The organism is Streptomyces sp. NPDC060366, from assembly GCF_042725135.1.
Taxonomy (GTDB): Bacteria; Actinomycetota; Actinomycetes; order Streptomycetales; family Streptomycetaceae; genus Streptomyces.
Genome location: NZ_JBHXDC010000009.1, coordinates 116,066 through 132,237, shown reverse-complemented (window position 1 = coordinate 132,237; position 16,172 = coordinate 116,066). Strand labels below are relative to the sequence as shown.

General features: G+C 71.4%; 12 protein-coding genes. 11 read left to right on the top strand and 1 reads right to left on the bottom strand.

Annotation, left to right across the window (positions count from 1 at the left end):
- Positions 1–232: 232 nt before the first annotated feature.
- The 5 genes from mfd to ACFWHU_RS22600 all read left to right on the top strand — a co-directional run bounded on the left by mfd (position 233) and on the right by ACFWHU_RS22600 (position 7,732).
- Positions 233–3,784 carry a transcription-repair coupling factor gene (mfd, locus tag ACFWHU_RS22620; RefSeq protein WP_387226672.1) on the top strand — a complete coding sequence of 1,184 codons (3,552 nt, stop codon included), beginning with the start codon at positions 233–235 and terminating at the stop codon, positions 3,782–3,784.
- Positions 3,781–4,590 (top strand): HNH endonuclease family protein, encoded by an 810-nt coding sequence (locus tag ACFWHU_RS22615; RefSeq protein ID WP_387226670.1) that lies wholly within the window; start codon positions 3,781–3,783, stop codon positions 4,588–4,590. Before mfd ends, ACFWHU_RS22615 begins: the two co-directional genes overlap by 4 nt.
- 64 nt (positions 4,591–4,654) lie before the next feature.
- On the top strand, positions 4,655–5,401 hold the full coding sequence (locus ACFWHU_RS22610) for an N-acetyltransferase (protein WP_387226668.1): 747 nt from the start codon (positions 4,655–4,657) through the stop codon (positions 5,399–5,401).
- 115 nt (positions 5,402–5,516) lie between these two features.
- Entirely contained in the window at positions 5,517–6,161 is a 645-nt protein-coding gene (locus ACFWHU_RS22605; protein ID WP_385797255.1) for a hypothetical protein, read from the top strand.
- Entirely contained in the window at positions 6,158–7,732 is a 1,575-nt protein-coding gene (locus ACFWHU_RS22600; protein WP_385797252.1) for a protein kinase, read from the top strand. Before ACFWHU_RS22605 ends, ACFWHU_RS22600 begins: the two co-directional genes overlap by 4 nt.
- Here ACFWHU_RS22600 and ACFWHU_RS22595 read toward each other — a convergent pair.
- Positions 7,673–10,201 (bottom strand): YfhO family protein, encoded by a 2,529-nt coding sequence (locus ACFWHU_RS22595; protein ID WP_387226666.1) that lies wholly within the window; start codon positions 10,199–10,201, stop codon positions 7,673–7,675. The two genes, ACFWHU_RS22600 and ACFWHU_RS22595, sit on opposite strands and share 60 nt — an antisense overlap.
- 124 nt (positions 10,202–10,325) lie before the next feature.
- On the opposite strand from ACFWHU_RS22595, the gene ACFWHU_RS22590 reads away from it, so the two are divergent.
- The 6 genes from ACFWHU_RS22590 to ACFWHU_RS22565 all read left to right on the top strand — a co-directional run bounded on the left by ACFWHU_RS22590 (position 10,326) and on the right by ACFWHU_RS22565 (position 15,958).
- Positions 10,326–11,330, top strand: a complete 1,005-nt coding sequence (locus tag ACFWHU_RS22590) for a glycosyltransferase family 2 protein (RefSeq protein ID WP_385797246.1) — start codon at positions 10,326–10,328, stop codon at positions 11,328–11,330.
- Complete coding sequence (locus ACFWHU_RS22585; RefSeq protein WP_387226663.1) at positions 11,327–11,752, top strand: GtrA family protein; 426 nt, start codon at positions 11,327–11,329, stop codon at positions 11,750–11,752. The genes ACFWHU_RS22590 and ACFWHU_RS22585 overlap by 4 nt, the downstream gene beginning before the upstream one ends.
- 142 nt (positions 11,753–11,894) lie before the next feature.
- Positions 11,895–12,554 carry a SurA N-terminal domain-containing protein gene (locus tag ACFWHU_RS22580; RefSeq protein WP_385797241.1) on the top strand — a complete coding sequence of 220 codons (660 nt, stop codon included), beginning with the start codon at positions 11,895–11,897 and terminating at the stop codon, positions 12,552–12,554.
- A gap of 69 nt (positions 12,555–12,623) precedes the next feature.
- Positions 12,624–13,619: a nucleoside triphosphate pyrophosphohydrolase gene (locus ACFWHU_RS22575; RefSeq protein WP_385797238.1), complete on the top strand. Its 996-nt coding sequence runs from the start codon at positions 12,624–12,626 to the stop codon at positions 13,617–13,619.
- A complete protein-coding gene (locus tag ACFWHU_RS22570; RefSeq protein ID WP_385797237.1) occupies positions 13,616–14,881 on the top strand; it encodes a cytochrome P450 in 1,266 nt (421 codons plus the stop codon). Before ACFWHU_RS22575 ends, ACFWHU_RS22570 begins: the two co-directional genes overlap by 4 nt.
- A gap of 141 nt (positions 14,882–15,022) precedes the next feature.
- Positions 15,023–15,958 carry a transglycosylase family protein gene (locus tag ACFWHU_RS22565; protein ID WP_387226660.1) on the top strand — a complete coding sequence of 312 codons (936 nt, stop codon included), beginning with the start codon at positions 15,023–15,025 and terminating at the stop codon, positions 15,956–15,958.
- Positions 15,959–16,172 lie beyond the last annotated feature (214 nt).

Genomic DNA, 16,172 nt, shown 5'->3' with positions numbered 1-16,172 from the left:
CGCGTGGAGTACGCGGGGAGCAGAGGCGCGAGATCCTCCCCCCGGAGTTTCCCCCACTTCCCGCCCCGGCGCCCCGGTTCCGCGGGGCCGGTCCCGTCCCGCGCGACGGGTGTCCGTCCGGAGTCGTACGCTGGAGGGCCCCCGGCCCGTGACACGTGTCGGGCCCTTCGCGTTGCTCACAGGGCGCGACCACCCGCAGCACCACCCCCGGAACCGGACGGAAACACCCTTCATGAGCCTGCACGGTCTGCTCGACGCCGTAGTACGAGACCCGGCGCTCGCCGAAGCGGTCGGCGCCGCCGCCGACGGGCACCGCACGCATGTCGATCTGGTCGGACCGCCCGCCGCCCGCCCCTTCGCCGTGGCGGCCCTCGCGCGGGACGCGGGCCGCCCCGTGCTCGCCGTCACCGCGACCGGCCGGGAGGCCGAGGACCTCGCCGCCGCGCTGCGCTCCCTGCTGCCCGCCGACTCCGTCGCGGAGTTCCCGTCCTGGGAGACGCTGCCGCACGAGCGCCTGTCGCCCCGCAGCGACACCGTCGGCCGCCGGCTCGCCGTGCTGCGCCGCCTCGCGCACCCCCGCGCCGACGACCCGGGCGCCGGCCCGGTCAGCGTCGTCGTCGCGCCCATCCGTTCCGTGCTCCAGCCGCAGGTGAAGGGCCTCGGCGACCTGGAGCCCGTCTCGCTGCGCGGCGGCGGCACCGCCGACCTGAACGAGGTGACCGAGGCGCTGGCCGCCGCCGCTTACTCCCGCGTCGAACTGGTGGAGAAGCGCGGCGAGTTCGCCGTACGCGGCGGCATCCTGGACGTCTTCCCGCCCACCGAGGAGCACCCGCTGCGCGTGGAGTTCTGGGGCGACGACATCGAGGAGATCCGCTACTTCAAGGTCGCCGACCAGCGGTCCCTCGAAGTCGCCCAGCACGGCCTGTGGGCGCCGCCCTGCCGCGAGCTGCTGCTCACGCCGCAGGTACGGGAGCGGGCCGCCGCCCTCGCCGAGGTGCATCCCGAGCTGAGCGAGATGCTCGGCAAGATCGCGGAGGGCATCGCGGTGGAGGGCATGGAGGCCCTGGCCCCGGTCCTCGTCGACGACATGGAGCTGCTGCTCGACGTACTGCCCAAGGGCTCGATGGCGCTGGTCTGCGACCCCGAGCGGGTCCGGACCCGGGCCGCCGACCTGGTCGCCACCAGCCAGGAGTTCCTCCAGGCGTCCTGGGCGGCTGGGGCCGGCGGCGGCGAGGCGCCCATCGACGTCGGCGCGGCGTCGCTGTGGGGCATCGCGGACGTCCGCGAGCGGGCCCGCGAGCTGGGGATGATGTGGTGGTCGGTGGCGCCGTTCGCCGCCGACGAGGAGCTCTCGCAGGACACCCTCAAGCTCGGCATGCGCGCCCCGGAGACGTACCGGGGCGACACCGCCCGCGCACTCGCCGACACCAAGGGCTGGCTCGCCGACGGCTGGCGCACCGTCTACGTCACCGAGGGCCACGGCACCGCCGCCCGTACCGTCGAGGTGCTCGGCGGCGAGGGCATCGCCGCCCGTCTCGACACCCCCGAGGCGCACGGCGGCAAGGGCCTGGGCGAGATCACCCCCTCCCTGGTGCACGTCGCGTGCGGCTCGATCGAGTACGGCTTCGTGGACCGGGAGCTGGGGCTCGCCGTCCTCACGGAGACAGACCTGTCCGGCCAGAAGGCGGCGGGCAAGGACGGCGTACGGATGCCGACCAAGCGCCGCAAGACGATCGACCCGCTGACGCTGGAGCAGGGCGACTACATCGTCCACGAACAGCACGGCGTCGGCCGGTACGTCGAGATGGTGCAGCGCACCGTCCAGGACGCGACGCGCGAGTACCTGCTCGTCGAGTACGCCCCCGCCAAGCGCGGCCAGCCAGGCGACCGTCTCTACATCCCCACCGACCAGCTCGAACAGGTCACCAAGTACGTGGGCGGCGAGGCACCCACCCTGCACCGCCTCGGCGGCGCCGACTGGACGAAGACCAAGCAGCGCGCCAAGAAGGCGGTCAAGGAGATCGCCGCCGACCTGATCAAGCTCTACTCGGCGCGGATGGCCGCCCCCGGCCACGCCTTCGGCGCGGACACGCCCTGGCAGCGGGAGCTGGAGGACGCGTTCCCGTACGTGGAGACGCCCGACCAGCTCTCCACCATCGCCGAGGTCAAGGAGGACATGGAGAAGACGGTCCCGATGGACCGTCTCGTCTGCGGCGACGTCGGCTACGGCAAGACGGAGATCGCAGTGCGCGCCGCCTTCAAGGCCGTTCAGGACGGCAAGCAGGTCGCGGTGCTCGTACCGACGACGCTCCTCGTGCAGCAGCACTTCGGCACGTTCTCCGAGCGGTACGCGCAGTTCCCCGTCGTCGTGCGGGCCCTGTCCCGCTTCCAGAGCGACGCGGAGGCGAAGGCGACCCTCGAAGGGCTGCGCGAGGGGTCGGTCGACATCGTCATCGGCACGCACCGCCTGTTCTCCTCCGAGACGAAGTTCAAGGACCTCGGCCTGGTCATCGTGGACGAGGAGCAGCGCTTCGGCGTCGAGCACAAGGAGCAGCTGAAGAAGCTGCGCGCCAACGTCGACGTACTGACGATGTCCGCGACACCGATCCCGCGCACCCTGGAGATGGCGGTGACCGGCATCCGCGAGATGTCGACCATCACCACCCCGCCGGAGGAGCGGCACCCGGTGCTGACCTTCGTCGGCCCGTACGAGGAGAAGCAGATCGGCGCGGCGATCCGCCGTGAACTGCTGCGCGAGGGCCAGGTCTTCTACATCCACAACCGCGTCGAGTCGATCGACCGCGCCACCTCGCGGCTGCGTCAGATCGTGCCCGAGGCGCGCATCGCGACCGCGCACGGCCAGATGTCCGAACAGGCCCTGGAACAAGTCGTGGTGGACTTCTGGGAGAAGAAGTTCGACGTCCTCGTCTCCACCACGATCGTGGAGTCCGGCATCGACATCGCCAACGCCAACACACTCGTGGTGGAACGCGGCGACAACTTCGGCCTGTCCCAACTCCACCAGCTGCGCGGCCGGGTGGGCCGGGGCCGGGAGCGCGGCTACGCGTACTTCCTCTACCCGCCGGAGAAGCCGCTGACCGAGACCGCGCACGAACGCCTCGCGACGATCGCCCAGCACACCGAGATGGGCGCCGGCATGTACGTCGCGATGAAGGACCTGGAGATCCGCGGCGCGGGCAACCTGCTCGGCGGCGAACAGTCCGGGCACATCGCGGGTGTCGGCTTCGACCTGTACGTACGTATGGTCGGCGAGGCCGTCGCGGACTACCGCGCGGCCGTCGACGGCACGGTGCAGGAGGAGCCGCCGCTGGAGGTCAAGATCGAGCTGCCGGTCGACGCGCACGTCCCGCACGACTACGCGCCCGGCGAGCGGCTGCGACTCCAGGCGTACCGCGCGATCGCCTCCGCCAACTCCGAGGCCGACATCACCGCCGTACGCGAGGAGCTGACGGACCGCTACGGCAAGCTCCCCGAGCCGGTGGAGAACCTGCTGCTGGTGGCGGGGCTGCGCATGCTGGCGCGGGCCTGCGGGGTCGGCGAGATCGTCCTCCAGGGGTCCAACATCCGCTTCGCGCCGGTGGAGTTGAGGGAGTCGCAGGAGCTCCGGCTCAGGCGTCTGCACCCTCGTACCGTCATCAAGCCGACGGCCCATCAGATTCTCGTACCGCGCCCGACGGCGGGCAAGATCGGCGGCAAGCCGGTGGTCGGCCGCGAACTGCTGTCGTGGACGGGGGAGTTCCTGGCGACCATCCTGGGGTCGTGACCGCTTCCAGAAGACGTACGCCCCCACGCACCGCCCGCCCGGTACTTCCGCTGCTCGTCGTCGTCCTCGCGGCCTCGCTGCTCGCGGGGTGCGACGCCATCGATGCCGCCGGGTCCGCCGGTTCTTCCGGGTCTTCCGGGTCCGGCGAAGCCGACGGCAGCGCGCCGGATGGGCGGGCGACCAGCCCGCTGAAGAACACCGACGGCACCGAGCCGGGTCTCGCGCCCCTCACCGGGGACGCGGACCTGGCGGCGGCCCGCAAGCTGATCGGGACGCTGGAGGTGAAGGGGCGCGGGCCGAGGACCGGTTACGACCGGGACGAGTTCGGCTACGCGTGGATGGACTCGGCCGACGGCGTTCCGTACGCCCGCAACGGCTGCGACACCCGCAACGACCTGCTGAAGCGCGACGGCCAGGACGTCGAGTTCCGGTCGGGCTCCACCTGCGTGATCGTCTCGATGACGCTCCACGACCCGTACACCGGCAAGGACATCGCCTGGAAGAAGCGGAAGGCGACGGCCGTCCAGATAGACCACATGGTGCCGCTCTCCTACAGCTGGCAGATGGGCGCCGCCCGCTGGAACGAGGACAAGCGGAAGCAGTTGGCTAACGACCCGCTGAACCTGCTCCCGGTCGACGGCCCCACGAACAGCGGCAAGAGGGACTCGGGCCCGGCCTCCTGGCTGCCGCCGAGCAAGCCGGTGCGCTGCGCGTACGTGGTGCGCTTCGCGCAGGTCGCCGTCAAGTACGAGATGCCGGTGACCGCGGCCGACAGGAGGACGATGCTGACGCAGTGCGGCGGCTGACACAGGTCCGCGGCCGGTTCAAAAGCAGTGGGAGCACCTGTCCGCGCGCCGATAGCGTGCCCGCATGGCTCTCACCGTCACCACCCTCGCCGAACGGCCCGAACTCGTCGGGCCGATGTGGCAGATGCTCGACACCTGGCCGGAGTTCATGCTCCACGACCCCGTGGGCTGGGCGAACATCGGCCGGATCGTCGCCGAGCTGCCCGAGTTCACACTCGTCGGCACGGACGAGGAGGGGACCGTCGTGGCGCGCGCCTTCAGCGTTCCCTTCCAGCTCCGCGCCGAGGGACGCGAGACGCTGCCGGCGACCGGCTGGGACCAGGCGCTGCTGTGGGCGTTCTCCGATCTGCGGCACGGCAGGAAGCCCGACACCGTCAGCGCCATCGAGATCACGATCGCCACCGACCGGCAGGGGCGGGGCCTGTCCGGCATCATGCTCGCCGCGATGCGGGAGAACGCCCGCAGCCGCGGCTTCGCCGAACTGGTCGCCCCGGTACGGCCCAGCGCCAAGCACCGGGAGCCGCACACCGCGATGGAGGAGTACGCCCATCGCGTACGGGACGAGGACGGACTGCCCTACGACCCCTGGCTCCGCGTCCACGTGCGCGCGGGCGGGGTCATCGACTCGGTCGCGCCCGCTTCCATGACGGTCACCGGATCGGTCGGCCAGTGGCGCGGGTGGACGGGGCTTCCGTTCGACATCGACGGGCCCGTCGTCGTACCGGGAGCGCTCTTGCCCGTGCACTGCGAGGCCACACGCGGATACGGTGTCTACGTCGAACCCAATGTGTGGGTGCGTCACCGGATCTGACCGATGGGACAGGTCCGGGGGCAGGGGGATCCATGGATGCGGGTTCGGCAGGTCGTGCCGCTGGATACTCTCGATACGCTTTCGCAGTCGTCCCCCCTGGCCTGTCAGGAGCAGCATGCACGGCCCCGGAATAGCGCAGCCTCCGCCGAACGGCACGTCCTCGCCGGGGATGCTCGCCTTCATAAGAGTGATCTTCGTCGGATTGCCGCTGATCAGCTGCGGTTTTCTCGCCTGGACGGCGACGCTGCGGCTCGCGATCGTGACCCGGTCCGCCCTGAACTGGTGGCTGTTCGTCGGGAACGTGGCCCTCAACATCCTGTGGGTCGTCTTCCTCGCCCAGGACAACACCGACGACTTCAGCAGCACGGCGGGCAACACCGGCATGGGCGGCATGCTGACGACCGGCGCCGCCGCCATCGCCTACTACCTGTACGCGGACTTCAAGCACTACGGGCCCCAGCGGCACATGTACGCGGGCTACTACCCGCCGCAGGTCACGCCGCAGCAGGGGTACCAGCCGCCCGCCAACACCGGTTACGGGTACGGCGGTCCCACCCGGCCCATGACAGGCCCGCCGGTGCAGAACCAGCCGCAACCCCAGCCGCAGCCGCAGAACCAGCCGCCGCGGCCCGGCCCCGCGACCACCGGCCCGGCACAGCCCAACCACACCGCGCCGCCCCGCATCGACCAGGTCCGCGCCGAACTGGACGAGCTCAGCGATCTCCTGCGCCGGGACAGCGGCGAGGACAACAAGCGGTGAACGCCCGCGTCGTCGCGGGCCGTTACGAGATGGCCACGCTCATCGGGCAGGGCGGCATGGGCCAGGTCTGGACGGCGTACGACCAGCGCCTCGGCCGCCGCGTCGCCGTGAAACTGCTGCGCCCCGACAAGATGGCCGCCGACACCGGCGCCGAGGACATGCGCCGCCGCTTCATCCGCGAATGCCGGGTCACCGCCCAGGTCAACCACCCCGGTCTGGTCACCGTGCACGACGCGGGCAGCGACGGCGACGAGCTCTACCTGATCATGCAGTACGTCGAAGGGACCGACCTCGCGGCCCACTTCACCACGCACGCGCCCTACCCGTGGCAGTGGGCGGCCTCGGTCGCCGCCCAGCTGTGCGCCGTCCTCGCCGCCGTACACGCGGTGCCCATCGTGCACCGCGACCTCAAGCCGCGGAACGTGATGGTCAAGCCCGACGGCACGGTCCTCGTACTCGACCTCGGCGTCGCCTCCGTCATCGACACCGACACCACCCGCCTCACCCACACCGGATCGGTCATCGGCAGCCCCGCCTACATGGCCCCCGAGCAGGTGATGGGAGGCGCCGTCGGCCCGTACACCGACCTCTACGCCCTCGGCGTGGTCCTGCACGAACTCCTCAGCGGCACCGTCCCGTTCCCCGGCGCGACCGCCCTCGGCGTCCTGCACCGGCATCTGTACGAGCCGCCTATGCCGGTCCGCCGGATCCGCCCGGAGATCCCCGAGACGCTGGAGGCGCTCGTCCTGCGCCTGCTCGCCAAGGACCCGCAGCACCGACCCGCCGGAGCGCAGGAGGTGTACGAGGCGCTCGCCCCACTGCTGCCCACGCGCGGCGTGGTCGGCGCGCCCGGCTCCGCGAGCACCGGCACACCTCTCGACCCGACCCGCCCCTTCCTGCGCCCGCACGCGCCCTGGCCCGACCGCGCCACCGCCCCGCCGTCCGCGCCCCTGCCGCCGCCCAGACCGGAGCACGTCCCCGCCCAGCGCCCCGACGTCGCGGCGGCCGTGGACGAGGCCAAGCGTCTCCTCGGCGAGGGCAGCATCACCCAGGCCGTGGACATCCTCGGCGGGATCCTCCCCGCCGCCGCTGCCGAGCACGGCGAACGCTCACCGGTCGTGCGGATCCTGCGCAAGCAGTACGCGACGACGCTGATGGACGACGGCCAGTACCGCCGCGCCCTGCCCGAGCTGCGCCGCCTCGCCGACGACCGCGCGGCCGAGGCCGGCCCCGGCGACCCGCAGACGCTCCAGTTCCGCTACGACGCGGCGCAGTGCCTCGAACAGCTCGGCGAGGCGGGCGCGGCACTGGAGGAGTACCGCGCGGTGCTGCCCTTCTACGAAGGCGCCGGGCAACCGGGCGGCGACCAGTCGCGCTCCTTCGACATCAGGCACCGCATCGGACATCTGTTGCTCGCGGTGGGCGACCACACGGCGGCGCAGCAGCAGTTGCAGTACCTGCTGTACGACGCGGAGCGGGTGTACGGCCCGTACCATCCGCTGCCGATCGAACTACGGCGCGGGCTCGACCGCCGGCAGCAGTTCAGGGGCGGCACCACCCGGCGCAAATAGCCCCTCCGGACCCGGCCGTTCACGACGTCGCCTCCTTACGGAGAGCGCGGCTACGCCCAGCAGCACCAGTAGCGACGCGCCTCCCACGGCCGCCCCCGAGCGCAGCCCCGGCGGCCGGAACGAGCAGTCGACCGAGGTGGTCGTGCCGTCCGGGTCCAGCGGGACGGCGACCAGGCCCAGGTAGGAGTCGGCGGGCCGCCCGGCGCAGCTCCAGCCGGCGATACGGGGCGCCGCGACGACGGCCGTTCCCGTGCTGCCGGGCGGCAGTTGGGCCCGTATGCCGTGGTCCGAGACCTGCACGGACACGGCGCCGGTCTTCTTCATCCGGTCCACGGTGGCGGCGAGCCGCGTCCGGTCCAGACAGGCCACCGTCCGCGTGCTCGGCGCCTCACGGTCGAACGTGACGCGCTCACCGGCTCGTTCGGCGATCCCGAGCGACGTCACGGCCGCGCGCCAGCGGGGCTTGTCGCCGCGCAACGTGACGGGCGGGGCGTCGCCGAGCCGGGCGGTGCCGTAGTAGTCGGGCGCCCAGAGGAAGACCTCGCGGCCCGCCGGGCAGGCGCCGGCCACGGGGGAGGAGTAGACGCGCGAGCCGAGCAGCGACTCCTGGTTGCGGAAGGGCGAGCGCCCGTAGTGCGGTCGCCCGCTCGTGGGCGGCCGTACGGTCACCAGCGGCGGCACCTCGGCGCGGCTCAGGTGCGGCGTCCCGTCCTGCGCCCGGTCCTGCGCCCCGTCCGGCGTCCCGTCCTGCGCCTCCGTACGGAGGCGCGCGCCCACCGCGAACACGGCGTCCACGACCGGGTTGTCCAGGCTCTGCACGGCCCGCCCATTCGACGTCCAGCCGGCGCCCAGCGCGCCGAGGGTGCGCGTCAGCACCTCGGGAGTGTGACTGCTGTAGTAGGAGGCGCCCTGACCGCCCAGCAGCAGCGGATCGTTGGCGGTGATCTGGGTGCGTCCCGGATCGGTGCGGTAGCGCGGCCACCCGTCCGCGTCGGCCAGCGCGGCGGCGCGCCTGTCGTGATCCCCGGCCCACGCCGGGTAGTGGTCGAGCCGCTTCAGCCGCGCTCGGTCGGCGTACGCGGTGGTCGCCGCCGCCTGCCCTACCAGCCCGCCCACGAGCAGCAGCGCGGCCACAGCCGCGTACCGCCGCCGGGACGGCACGGACGCCCCGGGCAGCCGTATCACCAGCAGCGCCGCGAGCGCCGCCGCGACCCCGCACGCGAAGAGCAGGAGGGCGCGGCGCCCGGTCAGCGCGTCGGTCGCGGCGACGAGCCCGACCGCGACCAGCACACCGGTACCGCCCAGCAGCGCGCGGCGCCCCGGCCGGCCGTACGCCAGACACCGCCAAGCCGCGATCACCAGCAGCCCCGACAGCACGAACGTCTGCCGGAACGGACTGCCGTTGGGCGTCGCGAAGGCGTGCCACACCAGATGGGTCGGCCCCCACTGGAGGGAGAGCGCGACGGCGCCCGCGAGCCCCGCCCATGCCAGCCGCTCGCGCCCGGGCACCGCGCGGTTGAACGGCAGCGCGGCGGCGAGCAGCAGCGCGCCGCCGCCCAGGAAGACGGCGGGCGTGAAGAAGTCGTACGTCGCGGGCAGCGTCCGCGCGAACACCTCGCTCCAGGTGGCCCGTTCGAACTCCGTCGTCCAGCCCGGATACGCGTGCCGCGTTCCCATCACCACCGGCACCAGCACGGGCGCGGCGAGCCCGATGCCGAGCAGCACGGTCCCCGCGCCGTGCAGCAGGACGCGCAGCCGCAGGCGCACCGGCTCCTGGGCGAGCAGGAGTTGGACGCAGAGCACGAGTGCGGCGCCGAGCGTCGCCATGTACGCGGTGTAGAAGTTGGCGACCCACACGAGGGCGACGACGAGCGGCCCGAGCACCGGCCGGCGCCCGGCCCGTACCCACTCGCCGACCAGACAGAGCAGCGGGAAGCCGATGAGCCCGTCGAGCCACATCGGGTTGTACGACGCCTCGATGACGGACCATCCGCAGAGCGCGTACGTGGCGCCGAGCACCCCGGCGCCCCACCACGGCGCGGCGAACCGCCCCGGCCCGGTGTCGCGCCGCTCCCGTACGGAGGCGAGCAGCAGCCATGCCATCGCCGCGCCCGCCGCCGCCATCTTGAGCACGGTGATCACATAGACGGCGAGGTCGATCCGGTCCCGTGGGAAGAGCCCCACCAGCAGGGCGAACGGACTCGTCAGATAGGTGCCGAGGTCCGGCAGGAACGCGGTGCCGTACCCGGACTGCCAGTTGAGCAGCAGCCCGCCGTCCCCGCGCCCGTGCAGAAGGTCCCACAGCTTGGCGTGGAAGGGGACGAACTGATTGCCCAGGTCATTGACGCTCCGGGTGCCGGAGCCGAACGGAAAGCTCCGTGCCGCGGCGTCACCCGCGCAGACGGCGGTCACGGTGATGAGGGCGGCGAACGCGGCTGCCCGGCCACGTACGGATTCCAGGGTCGGCATAGTGATCGAATATGTCAGCGTGCATCCCGACAAAGGGGCTGTTAATGCTTCAGTTCACTCGATGGCCGCTTGTAATTCACCAGGTGACTCCACCGGTGACATTCCGGTGGGATGTCGTTCTACGGTGCTGATCTCAATAGTGGTCCCGTGCTTCAACGAAGAGGAGATCGTCGACCGCTTCCACGACCGTGTGACCGGTGAACTCGCACTGCTCGAAGGGGAACTCGGGCATGAATTCGAGCTGGTCTACGTGGACGACGGAAGCCGGGACGGCACTCTGGAGCGGCTGGAGAAGATCGCCGCGGCCGACCCCCGCACCCGATACGTCTCCTTCAGCCGCAACTTCGGCAAGGAGTCGGCGATGCTCGCCGGGCTCCAGTACGCCAAGGGCGCGGCCGTCGTCATCATGGACGCGGACCTCCAGCACCCGCCGGAACTGGTCCGCCGCATGCTCGACCTGCACGAGCAGGGCTACGAGCAGGTCATCGCCCGCCGCACCCGCACCGGCGACCGCGTCACCCGCACCCTGGCCGCCCGCGCGTACTACCGGCTCATCAACCGGCTGATCGACGTCGAACTCGTCGACGGCGTCGGTGATTTCCGGCTGCTCTCGCGCCGCGCGGTGGACGCGGTGCTGGGTCTGGCCGAGTACAACCGCTTCTCCAAGGGAATCTTCGCGTGGGTCGGATTCCGCTCCACCACATTCGAGTACGAGAACGCGGTGCGTGAGCAGGGCCGTTCCAAATGGAGCTTCGGAAAGCTGCTCAACTACGGGCTCGACGGCATGCTCTCCTTCAACAACAAACCGTTGCGGGCCGCGCTCTATCTCGGACTGCTGCTGCTGTCGCTCGCCTCCGTGTACGCGGCGTGGATTGTCGGCGTCGCCATGGTGAACGGGGTCGACACCCCCGGCTATGTCACACTTCTGGTGGCCGTCACGGCACTGTCGGGCGTACAGATGGTGATGGTGGGAGTCGTCGGCGAGTACGTCGGCCGCATCTATTACGAGGTGAAGCGGCGCCCCCACTATCTGGTGGCGGCGACCGACGCGGACCGGCCGCGGCGGACTCGTCCGACGGCGGACCCGACGACGGATCAGGATCAGGAGCAGGAGCTCGTAGGCACATGACGGTGCGAGGCCAGCTGATCAGATTCGCGCTCGTCGGAGTCGTCAACACCGGTACGTACTACGCCTGTTATCTGGCGCTGCTGACCCGGCTGCCGTATGTCGCCGCGCATGTCGTCGCCTTCGTGCTCAGCATGACCGGCTCCTTCTTCCTCAACTCCCGCTTCACCTACCGGACCCGGCCGACCTGGCGGAAGTTCCTGCTGTTCCCGCTCACCAACGCGGCGAATTTCACCATCACCACCAGCGGCGTCTATCTGCTGGTGGACGTGCTCCACCTCAGCAGCAGATACGCGCCGCTGATCGCCGCCGCCGCGGCGATCCCGATCACGTTCGTCGTCTCCCGCACGATCATGCTGCGCCCCGACCGGGGCGATCCGGCGCCGGAGCCCGTCGCCGCGGCCCCGGCCCGTATCGAGGGATAACGGTGGCCGGGCCCGCCCGTCGCAAACGCGATCGTGTATTCGGCGAAGTTTTCGAAAAAACTCCGGCTGACTGGATCGGATCCGCCGCCACTGCCTAACATCGATCAACGCACGGTCGTTGTCACGATCCAGGAGGCACCCTTTGCACCGCCGCCGTCGCACAGCGCTCACCCTCACAGCCGCGCTCCTCGCAGCGGCCCCGCTCCTCACCGCCTGCGGCAACGACGCCCACCCCGGCGCCGCGGCCGTCGTCGGCGGCGAGCGCATCGAGGTGTCCGCGCTGCAGGCCCAGGTACGGGACGTACGCGACGCGCAGGAGGCGTCCCCGCAGGCGGCCGAGCTCATCAAGAACACCGGCCAGCTCGGCCAGGTCAAGCTCAACAGCATGATCTTCGACCGCATCCTCCAGAAGGCCGCGGACGACGCCGGTGTGACGGTGTCCCGCAAGGAGATCCAGACCACCCGGCAGGCGGCTGCCCAGCAGTCCGGCGGCGAGGACCAGCTCGCGGCGATGCTGCTCCAGCAGGGCGCGCTCACCGCGGACCAGATCGACACCGCGATCCGCCGCGAGGTGCTGATGTCGAAGCTGGCGGCGTCGCTCGGCGCCAACACGACGACGCCGGAGGGCCAGCAGCAGGTCCTCGGCACGCTGGTCAAGACGTCCGAGGAGCTGGGCATCGACGTCAATCCGCGGTACGGCGCCTGGGACGTGAAGCAGGTCAGGCTCGGCGAGGCGAGGACGCCGTGGCTCACCCAGGTCACGAAGGAGGCACCGCCGGAGCAGGTCCCCGCCGGAGCGTGAGCGCCCGCGCGTGAGCTGAGCGCGCCCGCGCGTGAGGGACGGCCGGCGGCCGGGGGTAGGTTGCTTCGGGTGACTGAAGAACCCGCCGTCGACCCCGGCCGTATCGTCCTGCTGACCGTCAGCCACCGGGTCGCCCCCGGTGTGCTGTCCTGGCCCGCCTGGCAGACGCTCCACGAGGCCGACCAGGTCCTGTGCGCGGACGCCGCGCACCCCCAGCTGCCGTATCTGCGCGAGGCCGGTGTCACCGTCGAACGCTCCGCGCCCACCGCCGCGGAGCTCGTCGACGCCTGCTCCGGCGGCCGTACGGTCGTGGTCCTGCCCTCCGGCGAGGGCGACCAGGCCCTCACCGACGGCCTCTCCCGCCTCGCGGGCTCCGGCAGGGTCCAGATGCCCGATCTGGAACTGCTCCCCGGCTCGTACGACCTGCCGGGCGCCCGGCTCCTCGACCTCGTCCAGGTCATGGACCGGATCCGCGCCGAGTGCCCGTGGTCGTCCACCCGGACGCACAAGGGTCTCGCCAAGTACGCCATCGAGGAGGCGTACGAACTGGTCGAGGCGATCGAGAGCGGCGACCGCGACGAGCTGCGCGAGGAGCTGGGGGACGTACTGCTCCAGGTGGTCTTCCACGCCCGTATCGCGGAGGAGGGCGGCACGCAGGAGGACGACGAACCGTTCTCCATCGACGACGTCGCCGCCACGATCGTCGAGAAGCTCATCCACCGCCATCCCCATGTCTTCGGCGACGAGACGGCCGAGACACCGGCCGACGTCAAGGCCCACTGGCTGCGCACCAAGGCGGAGGAGAAACAGCGCGACTCCGTCACGGACGGCGTCCCGCTGGGCCAGCCGGCGCTCGCCCTGGCCGCCAAACTCACCTCCCGCGTCGCCGCCGCGCCCCTGGACGTCCCGCTCCCGCGGGGCGAGGGCATCGGCTACGAACTCCTCGCCCTGGCCGCCCGCGCGGAACAGACGGGCGTCGACCCGGAGGCCGCCCTGCGCGCGGCGGCCCGCACCTACCGTGACGCGATTCTCGCGGCGGAGGCCGAAGCGGCCACCGACCGGTGACCGGGAACCCCGCCGGCGCCGGCGCACCACCCCCCGCGCCCGAACTCTTCACCTGGGAGTTCGCCACCGACCCCTACCCCGCCTACGCCTGGCTGCGCGAGCACGCGCCCGTGCACCGGACCCGGCTGCCCAGCGGCGTCGACGCGTGGCTCGTGACGCGGTACGCGGACGCCAGGCGCGCCCTCGCCGATCCCCGGCTGTCCAAGAACCCCGTGCACCACGCCGAGCAGCCGCACGCCAAGGGGAAGACGGGGATCCCGGGGGAGCGCGGCGCGGAGTTGATGACGCATCTGCTGAACATCGATCCGCCCGACCACACCCGGCTGCGGCGGCTGGTGTCGCAGGCGTTCACACCCCGGCGGGTGGCCGAATTCGCGCCACGCGTGCAGGAGTTGACGGACGGTCTCATCGACGCCTTCGCGGCGAAGGGGGAGGCCGACCTCATCCACGACTTCGCCTTCCCGCTGCCCATCTACGCGATCTGCGATCTGCTCGGCGTCCCGCGCGAGGACCAGGACGACTTCCGCGACTGGGCCGGGATGATGATCCGGCACGGCGGCGGGCCGCGCGGCGGGGTCGCGCGGTCCGTGAAGAAGATGCGCGGCTACCTCGCCGACCTCATCCACCGCAAGCGGGACGACCCCGGCGACGACCTGATCTCCGGTCTGATCCGGGCGAGCGACGACGGCGAGCACCTCACCGAGAACGAGGCCGCCGCGATGGCGTTCATCCTTCTCTTCGCCGGATTCGAGACCACCGTGAATCTGGTGGGTAACGGGACATACGCCCTGCTCCGTAACCCTGATCAGCGTGAGCGCCTCCAGCGCTCGCTCGACGCGGGCGAGAGCGCGCTGCTCGCGACCGGGATCGAGGAACTGCTGCGCCACGACGGGCCGGTGGAGATGGCCACCTGGCGCTACGCCACCGAGCCCGTCGAACTCGGCGGGCAGAGCGTCGCGGTGGGCGACCCCGTACTCGTCGTACTCGCCGCCGCCGACCGCGACCCGGAACGCTTCGCCGATCCGGACCGGCTCGACCTGTCGCGAGGTGACAACAAACACCTCGGATACGGCCACGGCATCCACTACTGCCTCGGCGCGCCGCTCGCCCGGCTGGAGGGGCAGACCGCGCTCCGTACCCTTCTGACCCGCCTGCCCGACTTGCGACTTGCGGTCGATCCATCCGATTTGCGGTGGCGTGGGGGGCTCATCATGCGTGGACTGCGCACGCTCCCGGTGCAGTTCACAGCGGTGCGTGACTGACGAAACGTCAGCACTGTGACTTTCACGTGATCTCCGCTGCATCGACTTGTGACAGACGTTCGAGTACCGCTACGTTCACGACGGTCTCAGCAGTCACGTGTTCGGAATTCACGTTTCAGCAGTCTCAAGGAAGGCAACCGCATGCGCTCCGGGAACGGCCGGCACCGTCGGCCCCGCCAAGCCCCCGCCCTCGTCGTCGCGGCAGGGGTGACAGGCTCGGCGATCGCCATCCCGCTGCTCGGCGCGACCGGCGCCAGTGCGGCCGACGCCGGCACCTGGGACCGGGTCGCCGAGTGCGAGAGCGGCGGCATGTGGAGCGCCGACCTCGGCAACGGGTACTACGGCGGACTCCAGATCTCCCAGGAGACCTGGGCCGACTTCGGCGGTACGACGTACGCCCCCACCGCCGACCAGGCCAGCCGCAGCCAGCAGATAGCCGTCGCGGAGAAGATCCTCGCCGCGCAGGGACCGGCCGCGTGGCCGACGTGCGCGCTCATCACCGGCCTCACGGCGGACGCCGATACGGACGGCGAGCCCTCCGGCGACGCCACGCAGAAGCCCGAGACGCCCGCGGAGCCCGAGCCGAGCGAGACGGCCGTCCTGCCCGCCGCTCCCGAGTCGACGCCCCCCTCGGGTCAGTTCGGCCGGGACTCCGCCTCCGGGGCCGAGAAGCCCGCCACGCGGGAGTCGAGCGCGAAGCCGAGCACCGAGGCCGGCAGCGGCCAGGGCAAGCACCGCGGTGAGGCGGCCCCCGAGAGCGGCGCGACGGCCGGTTCGGGCGAGTCGGCCGAGACCGGTACGGACGGGTCGACCGAAGCGGGCAAGCCGGGCAAGTCCGGCGAAGAACGCGAAAGTGGCCGTCATGCCTCACGGGGTGACGGTTCGGCACGCGGCGACGACGCCGCCGACGGCTCGTACACCGTCCGCTCCGGCGACAACCTGTGGGCCATCGCCGACGAGCAGAAGGTGGAGGGCGGCTGGCCCGCCCTCTACGAGGCGAACCGCGAGGTCGTGGGGTCCGACGCCGATCTGATCCTGCCGGGCCAGAGCCTCGATCTGACCGCGAAGCAGGGGTAGTTAAGCGGGCTATGTCCGCATCTGGGCAAGTGAGACAAGCGTCTCTTCGTCCCAACTGACACGGTCTGACCGGCAGCTCACCCCGGTCCCTTCCCGACCTGCGTAAACAGAGGTTTCCTCGCGGCAGGATGGGCGAATCATCCCGGATGTTCCGTCTTTGAACATCCGGGATGTCTGTGTTTACGGTCTGAACCGCTCGCACCGCGGGCACCGT

Coding starts and splice junctions, on each gene's coding strand:
- mfd (WP_387226672.1), top strand. CDS start 233: ATGAGCCTGCACGGTCTGCTCGACGCCGTAGTACGAGACCCGGCGCTC.
- ACFWHU_RS22610 (WP_387226668.1), top strand. CDS start 4,655: ATGGCTCTCACCGTCACCACCCTCGCCGAACGGCCCGAACTCGTCGGG.
- ACFWHU_RS22605 (WP_385797255.1), top strand. CDS start 5,517: ATGCACGGCCCCGGAATAGCGCAGCCTCCGCCGAACGGCACGTCCTCG.
- ACFWHU_RS22595 (WP_387226666.1), bottom strand. CDS start 10,201: ATGCCGACCCTGGAATCCGTACGTGGCCGGGCAGCCGCGTTCGCCGCC.
- ACFWHU_RS22585 (WP_387226663.1), top strand. CDS start 11,327: ATGACGGTGCGAGGCCAGCTGATCAGATTCGCGCTCGTCGGAGTCGTC.
- ACFWHU_RS22565 (WP_387226660.1), top strand. CDS start 15,023: ATGCGCTCCGGGAACGGCCGGCACCGTCGGCCCCGCCAAGCCCCCGCC.